Source organism: Paenibacillus xylanexedens (assembly GCF_001908275.1).
GTDB classification, from domain to species: domain Bacteria; phylum Bacillota; class Bacilli; order Paenibacillales; family Paenibacillaceae; genus Paenibacillus; species Paenibacillus xylanexedens_A.
Map to the genome: position 1 here is coordinate 873,109 of NZ_CP018620.1, position 17,022 is coordinate 890,130.

The window sequence follows — 17,022 nt, forward strand, 5'->3', positions numbered from 1 at the left end:
ATGATTGACACGGTATTGTTTGATCTGGATGGAACGATTATTGATACCAATGAGTTGATTATCAGCTCATTCCAGCATGTCATGGGGGGATGGAAGCATTCAGCTCCATGGACTCGGGAACAGATCATTCCACATATGGGTGGCACACTGGAGCAGCAAATGCGCACTTTCTCTGGCCAGGAGGAAGTCTCCGAGTACGTGAAAGGTTACCGTGCTTATAATGATATCCATCATGAAGCGATGGTTAGACCTTTTCCACATGTTATTGAGGTAGTAGAGGCGCTGCATCAGGCGGGCATTGTGATGGGTGTGGTCACAACCAAGATTCGTCCATCTACATTAAAGGTGCTAGAACGTTTTGACCTATTGAAGTATATGAAGACGATTGTAACAGTAACTGACGTAACGAATCCGAAGCCGCACGCTGAACCGGTACTGAAAGCGATGACGGAACTGGGTGCAGATCCTGCCAAAACGTTAATGGTGGGTGACAGTCCAGTGGATATCCAATCGGCACAGAATGCGGGCGCACTCTCGGCGGGGGTTGCATGGTCCCTTAAAGGGGAAACAATCCTGAACGGATATGGACCCGATCATATGTTGCATGACATGAGAGACTTGTTGAAACTCATCCGTATTGAAACGGGACGTTCATGAGAAAAGTAACCCGCTATCCGGTAGAGGACCAGAATGCACTTTGGCATATCTACAAGACAGTGAGTCCGTGGAAGGGCGTTCGTAATTTTATCTGGATCCAGTTGTCACGTTATTGTCCGATCCTATCGGTGAAGAATTGGATTTACCGCCGAATGCTCGGTATGAAGGTGGGAAAACATACGGCCTTTGGCCTGATGGTGATGGTGGATGTATTTTTTCCGGAGAAAATAACGGTCGGCGAAAACTCGGTCATCGGTTACAACACAACGATTCTCGCTCATGAGTATCTTATTAAGGAGTACAGACTCGGTGAGGTGATTATCGGGGAAAATGTACTGATTGGTGCTAACACAACGATTCTGCCCGGGGTAACCATAGGAGATGGAGCCGTTGTGGCTGCTGGAGCAGTCGTACATAAGGATGTTGCACCAGGAGCTTTTGTTGGAGGTAATCCACTGCGTGATTTATCCGGCGCGGCAGCTTCTACGGAAGAAACCATCTTTAACACGGATGATTCTTCTCAGGGTAGTGTGCATTGAGTCAATAAAGTAATGAATGAAGATGGGTTGAAGTAAAAAGCTGCTTATGGCAGCTTTTTTCGTATATAAATACCGATTGGCGAGCGTAACGGTGTGTATATAAAACGATATGTCGATCCAAGGGCAATCAAGCTTTGGTATTGTTGACGGTAGTGCGGATTTCATGTTATCATATCCCATATCCTTTAGTTTGTTAGCACTTTACCATGTGAAAGTAATCTTGGAAAAATAAAGCATGATAAGGGTTGAACTAAACCATTAGTTGAAGGCTTATACGATAATACTGTGATTCAGGTTTATAAGATAGAATGGGGATTTACACTACATAAATCCTGTTGAAATAGAACGAGTGCAACTCTTAAATTACTGACTCGGGGTGAATATTACCAATGTCCAAACCAAAAGGTTTTGAAAAACCGACCGGATTCCGCGATTATACACCACATGTAGTATCCAAGCTGCGGACGATTGAACGCAATGTACTGGAATGTATGGAACGCTGGGGTTACCGTCAGATCATCACACCAACGATTGAATATTACGACACGGTAGGTGTGGCAAGCTCTACATCAGATCGTAAATTATTTAAATTGCTAAACAGCAGGGGAACCACACTGGTACTCAGATCGGATCTAACGGCTCCGATTGCACGCGTCGTCTCATCCATGCTCAAAGATGAGCAGTTGCCGCTGCGTCTGTCCTATCATGCGAACGTATTCCGTTCTATTGAAGAGGAAGCTGGACGTGAAGCTGAATTTTTCCAGACGGGCGTGGAGCTGGTTGGAGACGACTCACCTGAGGCGGATGCAGAAGTTGTTGCGCTTGCGATTGCCTCTTTGCAGGCAGCGGGTGTGTCTTCTTTTAAAATAGCCATGGGCCATATGGGATTCCTGAACGGATTACTGGAGGAAGTGATTCCAGGCCAGACCGCTGAGCAGGAGCAATTGAAGGAAGGGCTGCTCGGACGTGATTATGTCGGCTATCGCCAGTCGATTGAAGCATTGAATCTGGAGCCTAAGCTGAAAGAACAGCTTGAAGCGATCCTTCGTCTGCGTGGTGGCAAGGAAGTATGCACACATGCGGTAGAGCTAAGTTCAAGTGCTGAAGCAGCACAGTCGATTGCACATCTGTGTGCTGTATTCGAAGTGTTGGAAGCGTACGGTGTATCCGAGCATGTGCTGATTGATCTGACGATGATCGGTGATTTCTCCTATTATACGGGCATGACCTTTGAAGGGTATGCAGCCGAACTGGGATCTCCAGTATGTAGCGGTGGACGGTATGATAATCTCTTACAACAGTTTGGTCGTTCATTGCCAGCTACAGGATTTGCACTGAAAACGAACCGGATTATTGACGGTGTTCATGGCATTACGATTGAAGAGAAAAAACCGGTGCTTATCCAATATACCCCGAAACGTCGGGCCGAGGCACTAACAGAAGCGGCAAGATTACGCAGTATGGGGCAAAATGTAGTGACACTCCTTCTTCCTGAAGACGGGGCTGGGGCAAGTGCCGTATCGGTTGAAGCAAGAACCGCTCACGCTGAGCAGGTTATTACTTACGGATCTGAAGAAGGAGGACGCTGAGATGTCGGATATTCTGAAGGTGGCCATGCCGAAGGGCCGAATCTATAAAAAAGCCTCCAAATTGTTTCGTGAAGCGGGGCTGGATATTCCAGAAGACGTGGACGATACACGCAGATTGGTCATCGAAGTACCGGAAGCGGGAATGGAATTCATTATGGCTAAGCCAGTAGATGTTCCAACATATGTGGAGTACGGTGTTGCCGATATCGGAATTGTTGGTAAAGACGTGCTGCTGGAGGAAGATCGGGACGTGTACGAACTGTTGAATCTGGGAATCGCCCAGTGCCGTATGTCTGTGATCGGACTTCCAGACTGGAAGCCAGGCATCCAGCAACGTGTCGCAACGAAGTATCCGAGGATTGCTTCACAGTATTTCCGGGAGCAGGGACAGCAGGTCGAGGTGATCAAGCTGAATGGTTCCATTGAGCTGGCACCCCTGATTGGTCTGGCAGATCGGATCGTCGATCTGGTGGAGACAGGTCAGACGCTGCGAGAGAACGGACTTGTGGAGATGACGGGCATTCTGGATATCACGAGCCGTCTTATCGCGAATCGGGTAAGTTATCGGATGAAAAATGCACGAATCCAGGCTTTGTGTGATGCACTTCAGCAGGTCATACCGGCATCGAATGAGATATCGGCGGGAAGCTTTCGGGGATAAGCTACTGCGTTGGAAACATAGATGAGAAACATACAAAGCAGAAGCAAAATTAAGAGTAAGAGACAAAATAAAGAAGCAAATCGGCCACATGAAGGCAGGTATTACACAGGATGAGGAGGTTGTACGTATGAAAATTGTACCTGCACGGGAGTTTGATCTGAAGCGGGAAGTGGAGTATGGCACGCCGGAGCAAAATGAAACGGTACGGCGTATTGTCAGCGACATTCGCCGTGAGGGTGATGCGGCCCTGCTACGTTACACGGAGCAGCTGGACCGCACGAAGCTGACGGCCGCGGAGTTGCGCGTGCCGCAAGAAGAGCTGCAGGCGGCTTATGCAGCCGTGGAGCCATCCTTTGTGACGGCGATTCGGCAAGCCGCCGCCAACATTCGTGCGTTTCATGAGAAACAGAAACGCAACTCGTGGATGGATTGGCAGCCGGACGGCAGCCTGCTGGGCCAGGTCATCCGACCGCTGAAGCGGGTCGGCGTCTATGTACCTGGCGGCAAAGCAGCGTATCCATCGTCTGTGCTGATGAATGTGATTCCGGCACAGGTGGCAGGCGTGCCGGAGATTGTTCTTGTGACGCCGCCGTCTACGAATGGTGGCGAAGGTATTAACCCGTACATCCTCGTTGCTGCTGCGGAAGCAGGCGTGAGCGAGATGTACCGGGTTGGCGGCGCTCAAGCTATCGCCGCCCTGGCTTACGGCACGGAGAGTATTGCCCCGGTCGACAAGATCTGTGGACCGGGCAATATTTACGTGGCGCTCGCGAAGCGTGAGGTGTACGGTGCAGTCGATATCGATAGTATCGCCGGGCCGAGTGAGATTGTGGTGCTTGCCGATGATACGGCGAATCCGGTGTATGTCGCCGCCGACCTGTTGTCGCAGGCGGAACATGACGAGATGGCATCGGCCATTCTCGTCACGAATTCGGCCACGCTGGCGGAAGCCGTGCAGGGCGAAGTGCAGCGGCAGCTTGAAGTGCTGCCGCGGCGTGATATCGCTGCTGCTTCCGTGGAGCAGTATGGCGCTATTATTGTGGTTGATTCCATCGATGAGGGAATTGACGTGGTGAACCGGCTCGCACCGGAGCATCTGGAGATCATGGTGCAGGAGCCGATGGCTTACGCTGGCCGGATCGAAAATGCCGGCGCGATCTTCCTCGGCCCGTACAGCTCGGAGCCGGTAGGTGATTATTTTGCAGGACCCAATCACATTATTCCGACCAATGGTACTGCGCGATTCAGTTCGCCAGTGGACGTGGATGATTTTATCAAGAAATCGAGCCTGATCTATTATAGTAAAGAAGCGCTGCTTCAGAATGGAGCGGCTATTATAGAGTTGGCCCGCCATGAGGGTCTTGAAGGGCATGCCCGTGCAATCGCTGTACGGTTAGAACAGGAAGGAAAGGCGGAATCGGACAATGGATAAGCAAAATAATGGTGTGGAACTTGAAAACAAAGGTGCAGTGCGCCAAGCAGAGGTTGACCGCAAAACAAACGAGACCAATATCCAATTGGCCTTTAATGTAGATGGAACAGGACAATCCACGATTGAAACAGATGTACCTTTCCTGAACCATATGCTGGATCTGTTCACGAAGCACGGACAATTCGACCTGAACGTGCAGGCCCGTGGAGATATTGATATCGACGATCATCACACGGTTGAAGACATCGGCATCTGTCTGGGACAGACATTGCGAGAAGCGTTGGGTGACAAACGCGGAATTAAGCGTTACGCCAGTGTTTTTGTACCAATGGACGAGGCACTCGCTCAGGTTATTATTGATGTGAGCAATCGGCCTCACTTTGAATATCGTGCAGAATACCCTTCCCAACAGGTTGGCAGTTTCTCCACGGAGCTGGTACATGAATTCCTGTGGAAATTAGCGCTGGAAGCTCGGATTACGTTACATGTCATTGTGCACTATGGTCAGAACACCCACCACATGATTGAAGCGATCTTTAAGGCATTGGGACGTGCTCTGGATGAAGCAACGATGATTGATCCACGTGTAACGGGTGTGCCTTCCACGAAGGGAGTGCTGTAGACGATGGCGATTGCAATTGTCGATTACGGTATGGGTAACCTGCACAGCGTCGGCAAAGCGGTCGAACGTCTTGGCTACGAAGCGCTGGTCACGGGTGACCGGGAAGAGATTCTTGGCGCAGATGGTGTCATTCTGCCAGGCGTAGGTGCTTTTGGTGATGCGATGGTTCATCTGCGGGAGAGTGGACTGGATATGGTGGTGAAGGAAGCCGCTGCCGGGTCCAAACCACTGCTCGGTATCTGTCTGGGGATGCAGTTGTTGTTCAGCTCAAGTGAAGAGCATGGCGAACATGAGGGACTGGATATTTTGCCAGGTAAAGTGGTGCGTTTCGCCCCAGGAGAACTGAAGGTTCCTCATATGGGATGGAACCGTTTGGAATTCCTGCACGCGGAAAACCCGCTATTTGCGGGGCTTGAGGCAAGTCACGTCTATTTTGTCCATTCCTATCATGCGCTTACTGAAAACAGGGACGATCTGCTGGCGGTAACGGATTACGGACATCCGGTGACAGCCATTGTAGGCAGAGGATCCAACTTCGGCATGCAATTCCACCCGGAGAAAAGTGGAGCGCTCGGTATGAAGCTGCTCGGCAACTTTTTGGCTCTGACAGGAGCACCTGTACAAAGGTAAAAGCATCATCTCTTCTTAACTATAGAAAGCGTACAAATCTAATTCATAATCAGGAGGCCTTGTATGTCATCTTTTATCCTTTATCCGGCGATTGATATCCGGGACGGCAAATGTGTAAGACTGGTGCAGGGAGATTATAATCAGGAGACCGTGTATAACGATGACCCGGTTCAAGTGGCTCTATCCTGGGAGAAGCAAGGCGGTACATACGTTCATCTAGTCGATCTGGATGGTGCGAAAGCAGGTCATCCTGTTAACGATGAGCTGATCGGACGGATTGCCTCGGCTGTGAACGTACCTGTTCAGGTGGGTGGCGGACTTCGCACAGTAGCGGATGTAGAGCGTTTGCTGGGTCTGGGTGTTAGCCGGCTGATCATTGGAACAGCAGCGATTGAGGATCGTGCTTTTACAGAGGAAGTACTGGGACGTTACGGTGACAAAGTGGCAATTGGTATTGATGCACGTAATGGTTACGTGGCAACCCGCGGATGGCTTGAAACATCGGAAGTACAGGCAGAGGTACTCGCAAAGGAATTGGCGGCGTATGGGGCAGAAACGTTTATCTTTACGGATATTTCCCGTGATGGCATGATGCAGGGTCCTAATGTGGAAGCAATCGTATCTCTAGCCAAGGCGAGCGGACGGACGGTTATTGCTTCCGGCGGTGTGAGTGTAATGGATGATCTGCTTCGTCTGAGTCGCCACGCGGATGATGGTGTTGGTGGAGCGATCGTGGGTAAAGCACTGTATACTGGGAGTATCGATCTGTCTGAAGCAGTACGTGCGGTAAACAAGTAAAGGATATCCGGTTAGAGAGGAAGAGGTAGCATGCTGGCAAAAAGAATCATCCCCTGTCTGGACGTGAAGGACGGCCGGGTCGTCAAAGGCGTCAACTTCGTTAATCTCCGCGATGCGGGTGATCCGGTAGAGCTGGCGGCACTATATGACCGCGAGGGCGCGGATGAATTGGTATTTCTCGATATCTCCGCTTCGGTAGAAGGTCGCGAAACGATGGAAGAAGTCGTGCGGCAGACGGCAGGCGAGATCGCTATTCCCTTTACGGTAGGTGGCGGCATCTCCAAGGTAGAGGACATGAAGCGGATTCTCCGTGCAGGAGCGGATAAAATTGCAGTGAATACAGCCGCGGTACTTAATCCGCAGTTGATTGCAGATGGTGCACGTCGCTTTGGCTCGCAGTGTATCGTGGTAGCGATTGATGCCAAGTATAACGAAGCTTGGGGCGAGTGGGAAGTCTATACCCATGGTGGACGGAAACCCTCCGGCATCAAGGCGCTGGAATGGGTTAAACAGGCTGAGAGCTTGGGCGCGGGGGAGATTCTTCTCACAAGTATGGACGCGGACGGAACAAAAGACGGCTTTGATCTGAAGCTGACGGCAGCGGTATCCGAATCTGTGCGTATTCCAGTCATCGCATCAGGCGGTGCGGGCAAGGAATCTCATTTCTATGATGTATTTACCACAGGCAAAGCGGACGCAGGGCTGGCCGCAACGATTTTCCATTACAAAGAAATCGCCGTACCGGCGTTAAAACAACATTTGAGAGAACAAGGGGTGGAGATCCGTGACTAAAGTAAGTGATGAAATCAAGGAACAGTTGTCCTTGGAACAGGTTGTGGAGCACATTCGTTGGAGTGAAGGATTGGTTCCTGCCATTGTGCAGGATGTAGATACTCGGGAAGTCTTGATGATGGCTTATATGAATCGCGAATCTCTGAAGTTGTCGCTTGAATCCGGTGAGACGTGGTTCTGGTCACGCTCGCGTCAGGAGTTGTGGCATAAAGGAGCAACATCTGGCAACGTGCAGACGATTACTTCCCTAAAATATGATTGTGACGGCGATACCTTGTTGGTTGAGGTGAAACCGAACGGTCCGGCTTGCCATACAGGGGCGGTAACTTGTTTCCATAATGAAATCATTGGTTTGCCAGAGAAATCAGCAGACAAGGCTTCGGATGAAGCGAGTGCGGCATCTGCTTCTACAAATTCCGGTTCCGAAAGTCGCTTTGAGGTATTGGCTGAACTGGAATCCGTTATTGCAGAGCGTGAACGTGAGCGTCCTGAGGGTGCATATACAACGTATCTGTTTGATAAAGGTGTAGACAAAATACTGAAAAAAATCGGTGAAGAAGCGTCCGAGACAATCATCGCCGCCAAAAATAAAGATAATGACGAGCTTCGTCTGGAAGTCAGTGACCTGATGTATCACCTGCTCGTCCTGTTACAAGAACGCAAGCTGCCGCTGGGCGACATTATGTCAGAGCTGAGCCGCCGTCATGAACGGCCTCGCCGCGATTAGGAGGCGAGTTTCGTGCGTATAGACTATCATACACACCATGAGCGGTGTGGACATGCCGTGGGCAAACTGGAAGAGTACGTGCAGCGTGGTGTGGAGATCGGACTATCCCAAATTGGATTGTCCGATCACATGCCATTGTTGCATGTCGATCCGGCTCAATATTATCCGGAAATGGCGATGCCTATGGATGAACTGCCGCGTTACGTAGAGGAGTGTTTCTCCCTGAAAGAACGTTACCGTGGGCAGATTGACGTACGTGTTGGTCTGGAAGGTGACTATATTGAAGGCTGGGAAACAGAGATCCGCGCGATCATTGAGCGTTATCCATGGGATTATGTGATTGGCTCTGTTCATTTCCTCGGGGAATGGGACATTACGGATTTCCGCCAGACCCATCACTGGGAGGGCAAAGACATCCTTGAGGTATATCGTCAGTACTACGATGCCGTAAGCAAGGCAGCCGCCACGGGCATGTACGATATTATGGGCCATACGGATGTCATTAAACGCTTCGGTTTTGTTCCTTCAACAGAGCAAACAGAAGAACGTATCTCACTGGAGAACGCAGCGTTGCAGGCTATTGCCAAAAGTGGCTGCGCCATGGAACTGAATGCTTCCGGGTTATCGAAGCCTTGTGCCGAGATGTTCCCTAGTCGCAGAATGCTGACAGAAGCCATTCGCTTGGGTATTCCATTAACCATGGGCTCTGATGCACATGACCCCATGAAGCTGGGCGATTATTTACCTGAAGCTGAAGCACTTTTACATGAGTTGGGTTGTACAGAAGTCGCTGTTTTCGAAGGCCGTCATCGCTCGTTCATTCCTTTAAATGTATAAGCCATTAGAGTATAATGAGGGTAAGAAATAACCTTTTAGAGGTAGTTCAAAAAGTCCGCCTTTGATTACGAAGGAGGCCTAATGGCATCTTCAGCATCGAAGCTGGAATTCAGCCGAAATAGGTGGATGCTTACGAAGTATGTTTCCTCTGGAAACATTGTGGTTGCTCACGTAGTTTTGCCTACGCTCCGCTACTCCATTTCTAGCTTTATCCCATCTTCTCGGCACTGAAAACCGGTCTTTTTGAACACTCGCTTTTAGATAAGGGATTATATAGGGATTTCAACCCTCGGGAGGGCATTATGCAGCATTCGTTACGTATTTTTTCCGGTTCATCGAACCCTAAGCTGGCAGAACAGGTATGTGACAAGCTGGGTGTACAACTGGGCAAGATCAAGCTGTCCAGGTTCAAGAGCGGAGAAATATACGTTCATTATGAAGAAACGATCCGTAATTGTGATGTGTTTCTGGTACAGTCGTTGTCTCATCCGATCAATGAGCTGTTTGTCGAGTTGCTTGTGATGATTGATGCCGCAAAGAGGGCTTCAGCGCGCACTGTGAACATCATTGTTCCGTATTACGGCTATGCTCGTCAAGAGCGCAAATCCGCACCACGGGAACCGATCTCGGCCAAGATGGTAGCAGATGTATTAACTACGGCTGGCGCCAATCGAGTGGTAACGATCGACCTGCACGCAGCGGCCATTCAGGGATTCTTCAACATTCCGGTTGACCATATGACATCACTGGATCTGATTAGTGATTATCTGTTAAGCAAAGGAATTGAGAACCCTGTTGTCGTCTCCCCGGATGCGGGACGAGCATCGATGGCAGAGAAGCTGGCGAACCGTCTGGATTCTCCATTTGCCATTATGATCAAGAAACGTCCAAGCCATAATGAATCGGTGATTACCCATGTCATTGGTGATGTAGAAGGACGGACACCTATTATTATTGAGGATCTGATCGACACTGGAACAACCATTCTGAATGTTGTGGAAGGGTTGAAGGAACGTGGCTCCAAAAATGTATATGTATGTGCAACACACGGATTGTTCTCGGATGGGGCAGTAAGTAAATTGAATCACCCGTCAATTGAAGAGGTGGTAGTTACGGACTCGATTGCACTGCCAGATGACCACCCTGAATGCTTCAAAGTGTTACCTGTTGCGCCAATGCTGGCCCGCGCCGTACGCATTATTGTGGATGGTGGCTCCATGGCCACATTGTTTAAGGATTCTGGTATTTAGAGCATCGAAGATATAACGGTGTGCTGCCAGATGAACTGTTCCGTGTCTGAGTTATTGTCTGCTCAGCACGGTTTTTTTGTTTTGGCTCTTTGAATTCAATTCTTGCTTTGCTGCTCAGAGGCTTGTGCTATAATAACATAAAATCAGTTATGATAGCGTTATCATATAGTATTCAGCCCCTAAGGTGAGATGGATGCTGAACAGTAGAACCACGGCTGAGAACATTGGCATCGTGGAGTGAGGAGTGGGGTCTATTGTCGCGTACTTGGTATTATCGACTGTTGTTTTCGTATTTCCCTATTTTCTTTTTTACCATGACGATCCTTATTTTTATCGCATTTGTTTTCATAAATGACGTCTCTAGGGAAGAGACCAGAAAGGCAGATCGGATCTCCTCCAGTTACTTGGAGTCTACACTGGATCGTACGATCCGGGATATTGAGCTATCTGTGACCGAAACAGTACAGAATACACAAGCTTACAAGCTTTATTTTAATAACACCGTCCAGACCAGCTCGGACACGGTCTATTCAATTGCACAGAATTTGCGCGAACTGTCCAGTTCTTCTTCATGGATTCAATCCATCTATATCTACGACAAGAGAAACGACAGAGTTTTGACAGTAAGTGGCTCCAGAGAATCGGACAGCTTCTCGGATAAGGTGTGGATTGATCGGATTGTTAACGGGCCAATCGGGTCGGGCTGGCAACCAGTCCGGGAAATAGAGGTGGACTTTCAGCAACCTGTACGGGTACTGACAGTGAATAAGGGCATGCCTTTACCTTTTGGCTCCGAGGGTACACTGGTCATTAATATCAAGATGAGCAGTATTGAGCAAAGTGTGGATAGTATGGTTAATGGGCAACTTTCCTTTCTGACGATTACGGATCGTGATGGCAAGATTGTGTATAATGCCCATTCCGATTATGAAGGCGCAGTGAATGGAAAGGAGCTAAACCATTTACCGCTAGACAGATTGGGCTGGACCCTGTCCAGTGGAATTAAGGCGGGCAACTTGTTTGGCTGGGTATCCGTAGTTTCCTACGTGTGGATTGTAATTGGAATGGTGACTGTTATCTGTGCGATCGTTTATATAGTCTATATTACTCGTCGTAACTATAAGCCTATTCAGATTATCATGAACCGGATTGAAGCTCATCAAATCCGTGCGTTGGAAAACTCAGGCACTCGGACCGATGAGATGAAGATGATTGATGGTGTTCTTGAGAATCTGATCAATCATATGATGGACTATGATAAGAAGAGCAGAGAGAACGCACTTTTACAACGCAGCAGGCTGTTTAATGCCTTACTGCTTGGGGAACATATGGATCAAGTTTCAGAGCAATTGAAGGATCTGTCTCCTTTTGATGAAGTGCATGACTCGTCCCGTTTTGCCGTTGTGGTTGGAGAAATCAATAAGTATGAAAAGGGGTTCCAGGAACGGTTTACGAGAGGTGAACAAAATACGCTGAAGTTTGCTTTGATGAACGTTCTGCAGGAACTATCACGTAATATGGGAGTGCAGTGCTGGGCTGAATGGATCAGCGCAGATCGAGTAGCGATACTCTTTCTGTCCAAAGAAGATAGTGACAGTAACAGCTCGGATATGTCAGGGCAGATTCGCATTGTGGCAGAGGAATGTCAATCTTGGGTGGAACAGAATCTGCGTATTTCCCTTAGCTTTGGTATTGGGCCTATTGCTGAAGGCATAGGATCGATTCGGGATTCCTATGCAGCAGCCGAGACGGTAATGCAACGCAAGCTTTTGATGAATGGTGACGTGGGGCAAGCCGAGTGCGGAGAGCATCAGCATCCTTTGCTGGATACTTACACTTACCTGCAGATGATTGCCGACTTTGTTAAACGATTCCGCATGTCGAGTGTTCAGTGGCGTGATCAACTGGAAGAGATTTTCACAGCATTTGAGCGAAATAAACTGCCAGATGACGAGATTCGCTCTCTCATCCAGGCGATGTTACAGATGCTCAGTAGAGAAGTCGCAATGATGTCAGAGAAGCTGCAAGAAGAGCTGTCAGAAGAGAACATTAACAAGTGGCTCAAGTTGATGGAAGAGGCAGAGACACTTGAGGATATCAAAGGCCTTCTGTTTGATAATCTGACGGATCTGTTCAGAACCTATGTGGCGGTCACTGAAACCAAGAGTTACAAAGCAATGGTTAACGAAATGAAAGCCTATATTGAAGAACAGTTTGCTAATCCAGATCTTTCATTGAAACATCTGAGTGATCGATTTCAGATTACGGGCAAACATGCGAGTTATTTGTTTAAGACCGAATTCAACATGAAGTTTGTTGATTTTGTTACAGAGCTTCGCATGAAGGAGGCCGAACAGCTTCTGTTAAAAACGGATCATTCCTTGCAGGACATTGCTTTGAAAGTAGGATACGCGAACGGGATTACTTTAGGCCGTGTGTTTAAACGGGTGATGGGTATTACACCAGGGGATTATCGTCGTTTGAAACGTGAACACCTTGATCTCGAAGAATGACAAGAATATAGATGTTCATGGCTTAAGTAAATACAGGGTGAGTTTTAGGCAGTCGCTCTTCACTGAGAGAGCGGACAGTCTGGGATTCACCCTGTTTGTATTATTCAGTTATAAACTGAAAGGGAAGTAACTACTTGTGTGCGAGATTACAAGGATATTCCCACTTTTTTACATTTACGAATATAAGCAGTATGTGAAAATGGTTTATCCGAATATGAGCAGAGTGTTCTGTGTCAGAGGGGGCAGACTAGCACTAAAGCCTTTAGCAGCAAGGGGTTGGAAAATAGTCAGTCTGCGATAATAATCAGAGTGTATAAACCACAATCCGTATGTAAACGCTTACGAAACTAGTTTATTGTAAGAAAGACGAGAGATGTGGAATACTCAGAGCAAGCTTCAAAAACATTCACGCAAAGCCAAAGGGGATGAACGGAATGACAAGAAAAGGGAGTCTAAAGAAGTTGATGGGTTTGGCGCTTACAGCAGTAATGGGCGTCTCACTACTTGCGGGGTGCTCATCTGCTGATAACAAATCAGCAGAAGGTGGGGCATCTGGCGATGGAAAACGCGTCACATTAAAGGTGGAGCTTTTCGACCGTGGTAAAACACCTTCTCAGTACACGATCTCAAATAACTTTATCTCTCAAATGATTCAAAAGAACTTTGGTGATCCGAACAACATTGACGTACAGTTCGTACCTGTTCAACGTTCTGAGGAAGTAACCAAGCTGAATGTCCTGATGGCTAGTGCTTCGGACGTTCCGGATATTGTCTTCGTTTATGACTCCAGCGTGTTTTACCGCTATGCACAACAAGGCGGGTTGACAGATGTAGGTGATCTGATTAATCAGTATGGACCGAATCTGAAAAAGTTTTTGGGCGAAGATACATTAAAGTTTGGTCAAGTGGAGGGACAGCAGTTTGCTATACCGGGTAAACGTGCGATTACAGCGCGGTACAGCTCCTTCATTCGTCAAGATTGGTTAGATAAGCTGGGAATGCCAGCACCTCAAACAACAGATGAGTTGTATAACACAGTGAAAGCTTTTAAAGAAAAAGATCCTGGCAATGTGGGAAGTCAAAACATTCCTATGGGTTTTGCGCTTGCACCAGCTTCCTATGAACCACTCATCTATTCTTTCATTAAGCCAATCGCTGGTGATAAGACTTATGCTCAACGCTATGAACTGCCTCTGCATGAAGGCTTCAAAGAATCCATGCAGTTCTTGAACAAGCTATACAACGAAGGATTGATCAGTAAGGATTTCAGCTTGGATAAGGATAAAACCCAGTTAAACAAAGACGTTGCAAATGGAAATACTGGTTTCTTCTCTGAAGATGTGGACTCTATTTTCTGGCCAGATGGATCTTATGATCTGTTGAAAACAAACAAACCGGACAGCAACTTGGCTCCGTTGGATGCATACACCAATGCGAATGCTGATGGAAAACATATCAAGTCTCGTTATGGTTCGAATGGTATGTACATCATGATTCCGAAGAGCAGCGAACGTGCGGCAGAAGCAATTAAATATCTGGATTGGATGGCTTCCGATAAAAACCTCACTGCCATTTATGATGGTGTGGAAGGCGAGAACTATGATCTGGTAGACGGCATTCCGGTTGCTAAAGCAGACGCTACTCAAGAAGCAAAAGATCGTCTGTTCAATGCAGGAGATACCGCAATTATTTCGAACGGTAAAAACCTTGGTGATCAAGCACAAAATGAAAAAGCTTGGATCATGGGATTCCCTCCAGCGAATCAGGAAATTTTGAAAAAAGCACTTGAAGTTGCAAACACAGATACTGTTGGACCAATTGTCTTCAGCAAGCCAATTCAGACAGAGATGAAGTATAGCACAGCACTGACAGATAAATTGGACGTTATTATCGTAAAAACAGCGATGGCAAAACCTGAAGAATTCGATGCTGTATTTGAAAAAGAAATGGCTGACTACATGTCCTTGGGTGGAACAGAGCTGAAAAAAGAATTGGAAGCTGCTGAACAATAAGTTTGAACAAAATGTGTGTAAATTGAAGTGTTTCGATGAAGCCTGTGCCGTCTCTTGGATGGCGGCATAGCGTTTCTTCGTTTGTGAGGAGGAGAGAGAGACATGACCACATACTTGAAGAGATACTGGCAACTGTATGCGCTAATTTCACTACCCCTTATTTATTTTATCATTTTCCGATACGGACCAATGTACGGTGTGCAGATCGCTTTTAAAGACTTTAACCTGTTTCAAGGTATTAACGGTAGTGAATGGATCGGTTTTGATGCTTTTCGCGAGGTATTTGCAATGCCGGACTTCTACACTACGCTACGTAACACATTTATGCTGAATTTTCTTGATCTGATCGTTTCATTCCCTGCTCCAATCATTCTGGCCATTATGCTCTATGAGGTAAGGTTTAAATGGTTTAAGAAAATTTCACAGACCATTTTGTACATTCCTCACTTTATCTCCTGGGTTATCATCGGGGGAATTGTATACCAATTGTTTGGTAATCAATCCGGTATGGTAAACGGTATTCTGGAAAGTATGGGCCTAAATTCAATTCCGTTTTTGACAGAGAAAAACCCTTGGCTTGTTACTTACCTGTTCACAGGTGTGTGGCAAAGTGCTGGGTGGGGAACCATTCTATATCTGGCTGCATTGACCGGCGTTAACAAGGAATTGTTCGAAGCAGCTGAGATTGATGGTGCAACGCGGCTGAAGAGAATCTGGCATATTACACTGCCAAGTATTAAACCAACCATTGTAACCTTGCTTATCCTTAATCTCGGAAATATGGTCAGCATCGGTTTTGACCGGCCTTATGTTATTGGTAATACGGCTGTTCGTGAATATTCCGATGTACTCAGTACCTTTGTATACAGAATGGGTATACAGTCTGGACAGTATACACTTGCAACGGTTGTCGGCTTATTCCAGGCTGTTGTCGGATTGATCTTTGTACTCGGCTCAAACTATATCTCGAAGAAAACAACCGGTGAAGGAATACTATAATTTTAGGAAAATAATGAAATTTGTTACATTTGGTTTGTTGAACGTATAGACCATCAGTAAAGGAGTTGTGCGCAGATGAGTGACCGCACCTCGAACCGGATTTTTGATATTGTCAATGTCTCCTTTATCACCTTATTTGTTATATTCTGTCTTGCTCCGTTTCTGCACACGATTGCGATATCGCTAAGTTCGAACCGGGCCATTACATCAGGTGAAGTAACCATCTTCCCAAAGGAATTTAACTGGGATGCATATGGGCAAGTATTTTCGGATCATTCCATGATCTATTCACTAGGCTTCACCACGGTTCTTACGATAGCTACGACAGCGCTGTGCATGTTGTTTACCATTGCTGCAGCGTACCCGCTCACGAAGAAAAAATTAAAAGGTCGCAAAATGTTTATGTACGTCATCATAATCACCATGTTCTTCAGCGGAGGGATTATTCCCGAATATTTGCTGATTCGTGACCTGCATTTGCTGAATTCCGTTTGGGCTTTGATTCTACCAGGATTAGTGAGTCCGTTTAACTTGATTATCCTGATCTCCTTCTTCCGTGGGATACCGGAGAGCTTAGAAGAATCGGCTGAGATCGACGGAAGCTCACATGTACACACGCTCTTTAAAATTATTCTGCCATTATCCATGCCAGTAATCGCTACACTCAGTTTGTTCTATGCGGTTGGGCGCTGGAATGGTTTTCAGGATTCCCTGATGTACATCACGGATCCGAAGCTATATCCACTTCAACTAAAGCTCTATCAAATGGTACAGAACAACATGGTTAGTGAGCTTACATTAATGGAAGGTGCCAACCGGACCAGATTAACTCCAGAGAGTCTTAAGGCTGCAACGGTCGTGTTCGCAACAGTACCTATCCTACTGGTATATCCATGGTTGCAAAAGTATTTCGTCAGCGGTGCGATGCTGGGAGCGGTTAAAGGATAATTTTGGGTGATCCCCG

Annotated in this window: 16 protein-coding genes; all 16 read left to right on the forward strand. The window is 47.3% G+C overall.

Annotation, left to right across the window (positions count from 1 at the left end):
• The 16 genes from ppaX (at position 1) to BS614_RS03855 (ending at position 17,006) form a co-directional block, all read left to right on the forward strand.
• Positions 1–657: a pyrophosphatase PpaX gene (gene ppaX / locus BS614_RS03780; protein WP_074092953.1), complete on the forward strand. Its 657-nt coding sequence runs from the start codon at positions 1–3 to the stop codon at positions 655–657.
• Complete coding sequence (locus BS614_RS03785; RefSeq protein ID WP_074092954.1) at positions 654–1,196, forward strand: acyltransferase; 543 nt, start codon at positions 654–656, stop codon at positions 1,194–1,196. The genes ppaX and BS614_RS03785 overlap by 4 nt, the downstream gene beginning before the upstream one ends.
• A gap of 389 nt (positions 1,197–1,585) precedes the next feature.
• Positions 1,586–2,785 carry an ATP phosphoribosyltransferase regulatory subunit gene (locus BS614_RS03790; RefSeq protein ID WP_036616165.1) on the forward strand — a complete coding sequence of 400 codons (1,200 nt, stop codon included), beginning with the start codon at positions 1,586–1,588 and terminating at the stop codon, positions 2,783–2,785.
• Position 2,786: 1 nt separating this feature from the next.
• Positions 2,787–3,446, forward strand: coding sequence for an ATP phosphoribosyltransferase (gene hisG / locus BS614_RS03795; RefSeq protein WP_036674770.1), 660 nt, complete (start codon positions 2,787–2,789; stop codon positions 3,444–3,446).
• Between the two features lie 127 nt (positions 3,447–3,573).
• Positions 3,574–4,878, forward strand: coding sequence for a histidinol dehydrogenase (gene hisD / locus BS614_RS03800; RefSeq protein ID WP_074092955.1), 1,305 nt, complete (start codon positions 3,574–3,576; stop codon positions 4,876–4,878).
• Positions 4,871–5,500, forward strand: coding sequence for an imidazoleglycerol-phosphate dehydratase HisB (gene hisB / locus BS614_RS03805; protein WP_036674766.1), 630 nt, complete (start codon positions 4,871–4,873; stop codon positions 5,498–5,500). The genes hisD and hisB overlap by 8 nt, the downstream gene beginning before the upstream one ends.
• Before the next feature lie 3 nt (positions 5,501–5,503).
• Positions 5,504–6,130 (forward strand): imidazole glycerol phosphate synthase subunit HisH, encoded by a 627-nt coding sequence (gene hisH, locus BS614_RS03810; protein WP_074092956.1) that lies wholly within the window; start codon positions 5,504–5,506, stop codon positions 6,128–6,130.
• A 63-nt stretch (positions 6,131–6,193) separates the two neighbouring features.
• Positions 6,194–6,928 (forward strand): 1-(5-phosphoribosyl)-5-[(5-phosphoribosylamino)methylideneamino]imidazole-4-carboxamide isomerase, encoded by a 735-nt coding sequence (gene hisA / locus BS614_RS03815; protein ID WP_047841450.1) that lies wholly within the window; start codon positions 6,194–6,196, stop codon positions 6,926–6,928.
• 30 nt (positions 6,929–6,958) lie between these two features.
• A complete protein-coding gene (gene hisF, locus BS614_RS03820; protein WP_017691268.1) occupies positions 6,959–7,720 on the forward strand; it encodes an imidazole glycerol phosphate synthase subunit HisF in 762 nt (253 codons plus the stop codon).
• On the forward strand, positions 7,713–8,447 hold the full coding sequence (hisIE, locus tag BS614_RS03825) for a bifunctional phosphoribosyl-AMP cyclohydrolase/phosphoribosyl-ATP diphosphatase HisIE (RefSeq protein ID WP_074092957.1): 735 nt from the start codon (positions 7,713–7,715) through the stop codon (positions 8,445–8,447). Before hisF ends, hisIE begins: the two co-directional genes overlap by 8 nt.
• A gap of 12 nt (positions 8,448–8,459) precedes the next feature.
• The gene (gene hisJ / locus BS614_RS03830; protein ID WP_074092958.1) at positions 8,460–9,284 is read left to right on the forward strand and encodes a histidinol-phosphatase HisJ; all 825 of its coding nucleotides are present in this window, start codon (positions 8,460–8,462) and stop codon (positions 9,282–9,284) included.
• Between the two features lie 302 nt (positions 9,285–9,586).
• Positions 9,587–10,534: a ribose-phosphate diphosphokinase gene (locus BS614_RS03835; RefSeq protein ID WP_036616184.1), complete on the forward strand. Its 948-nt coding sequence runs from the start codon at positions 9,587–9,589 to the stop codon at positions 10,532–10,534.
• 254 nt (positions 10,535–10,788) lie between these two features.
• Complete coding sequence (locus BS614_RS03840; protein ID WP_074092959.1) at positions 10,789–13,047, forward strand: AraC family transcriptional regulator; 2,259 nt, start codon at positions 10,789–10,791, stop codon at positions 13,045–13,047.
• A 425-nt stretch (positions 13,048–13,472) separates the two neighbouring features.
• Positions 13,473–15,059, forward strand: coding sequence for an extracellular solute-binding protein (locus tag BS614_RS03845; RefSeq protein WP_074092960.1), 1,587 nt, complete (start codon positions 13,473–13,475; stop codon positions 15,057–15,059).
• Positions 15,060–15,161: 102 nt separating this feature from the next.
• Positions 15,162–16,058 (forward strand): ABC transporter permease, encoded by an 897-nt coding sequence (locus BS614_RS03850; RefSeq protein WP_074092961.1) that lies wholly within the window; start codon positions 15,162–15,164, stop codon positions 16,056–16,058.
• Positions 16,059–16,133: 75 nt separating this feature from the next.
• Entirely contained in the window at positions 16,134–17,006 is an 873-nt protein-coding gene (locus BS614_RS03855; RefSeq protein WP_074092962.1) for a carbohydrate ABC transporter permease, read from the forward strand.
• The last annotated feature ends 16 nt before the right edge of the window (positions 17,007–17,022 follow it).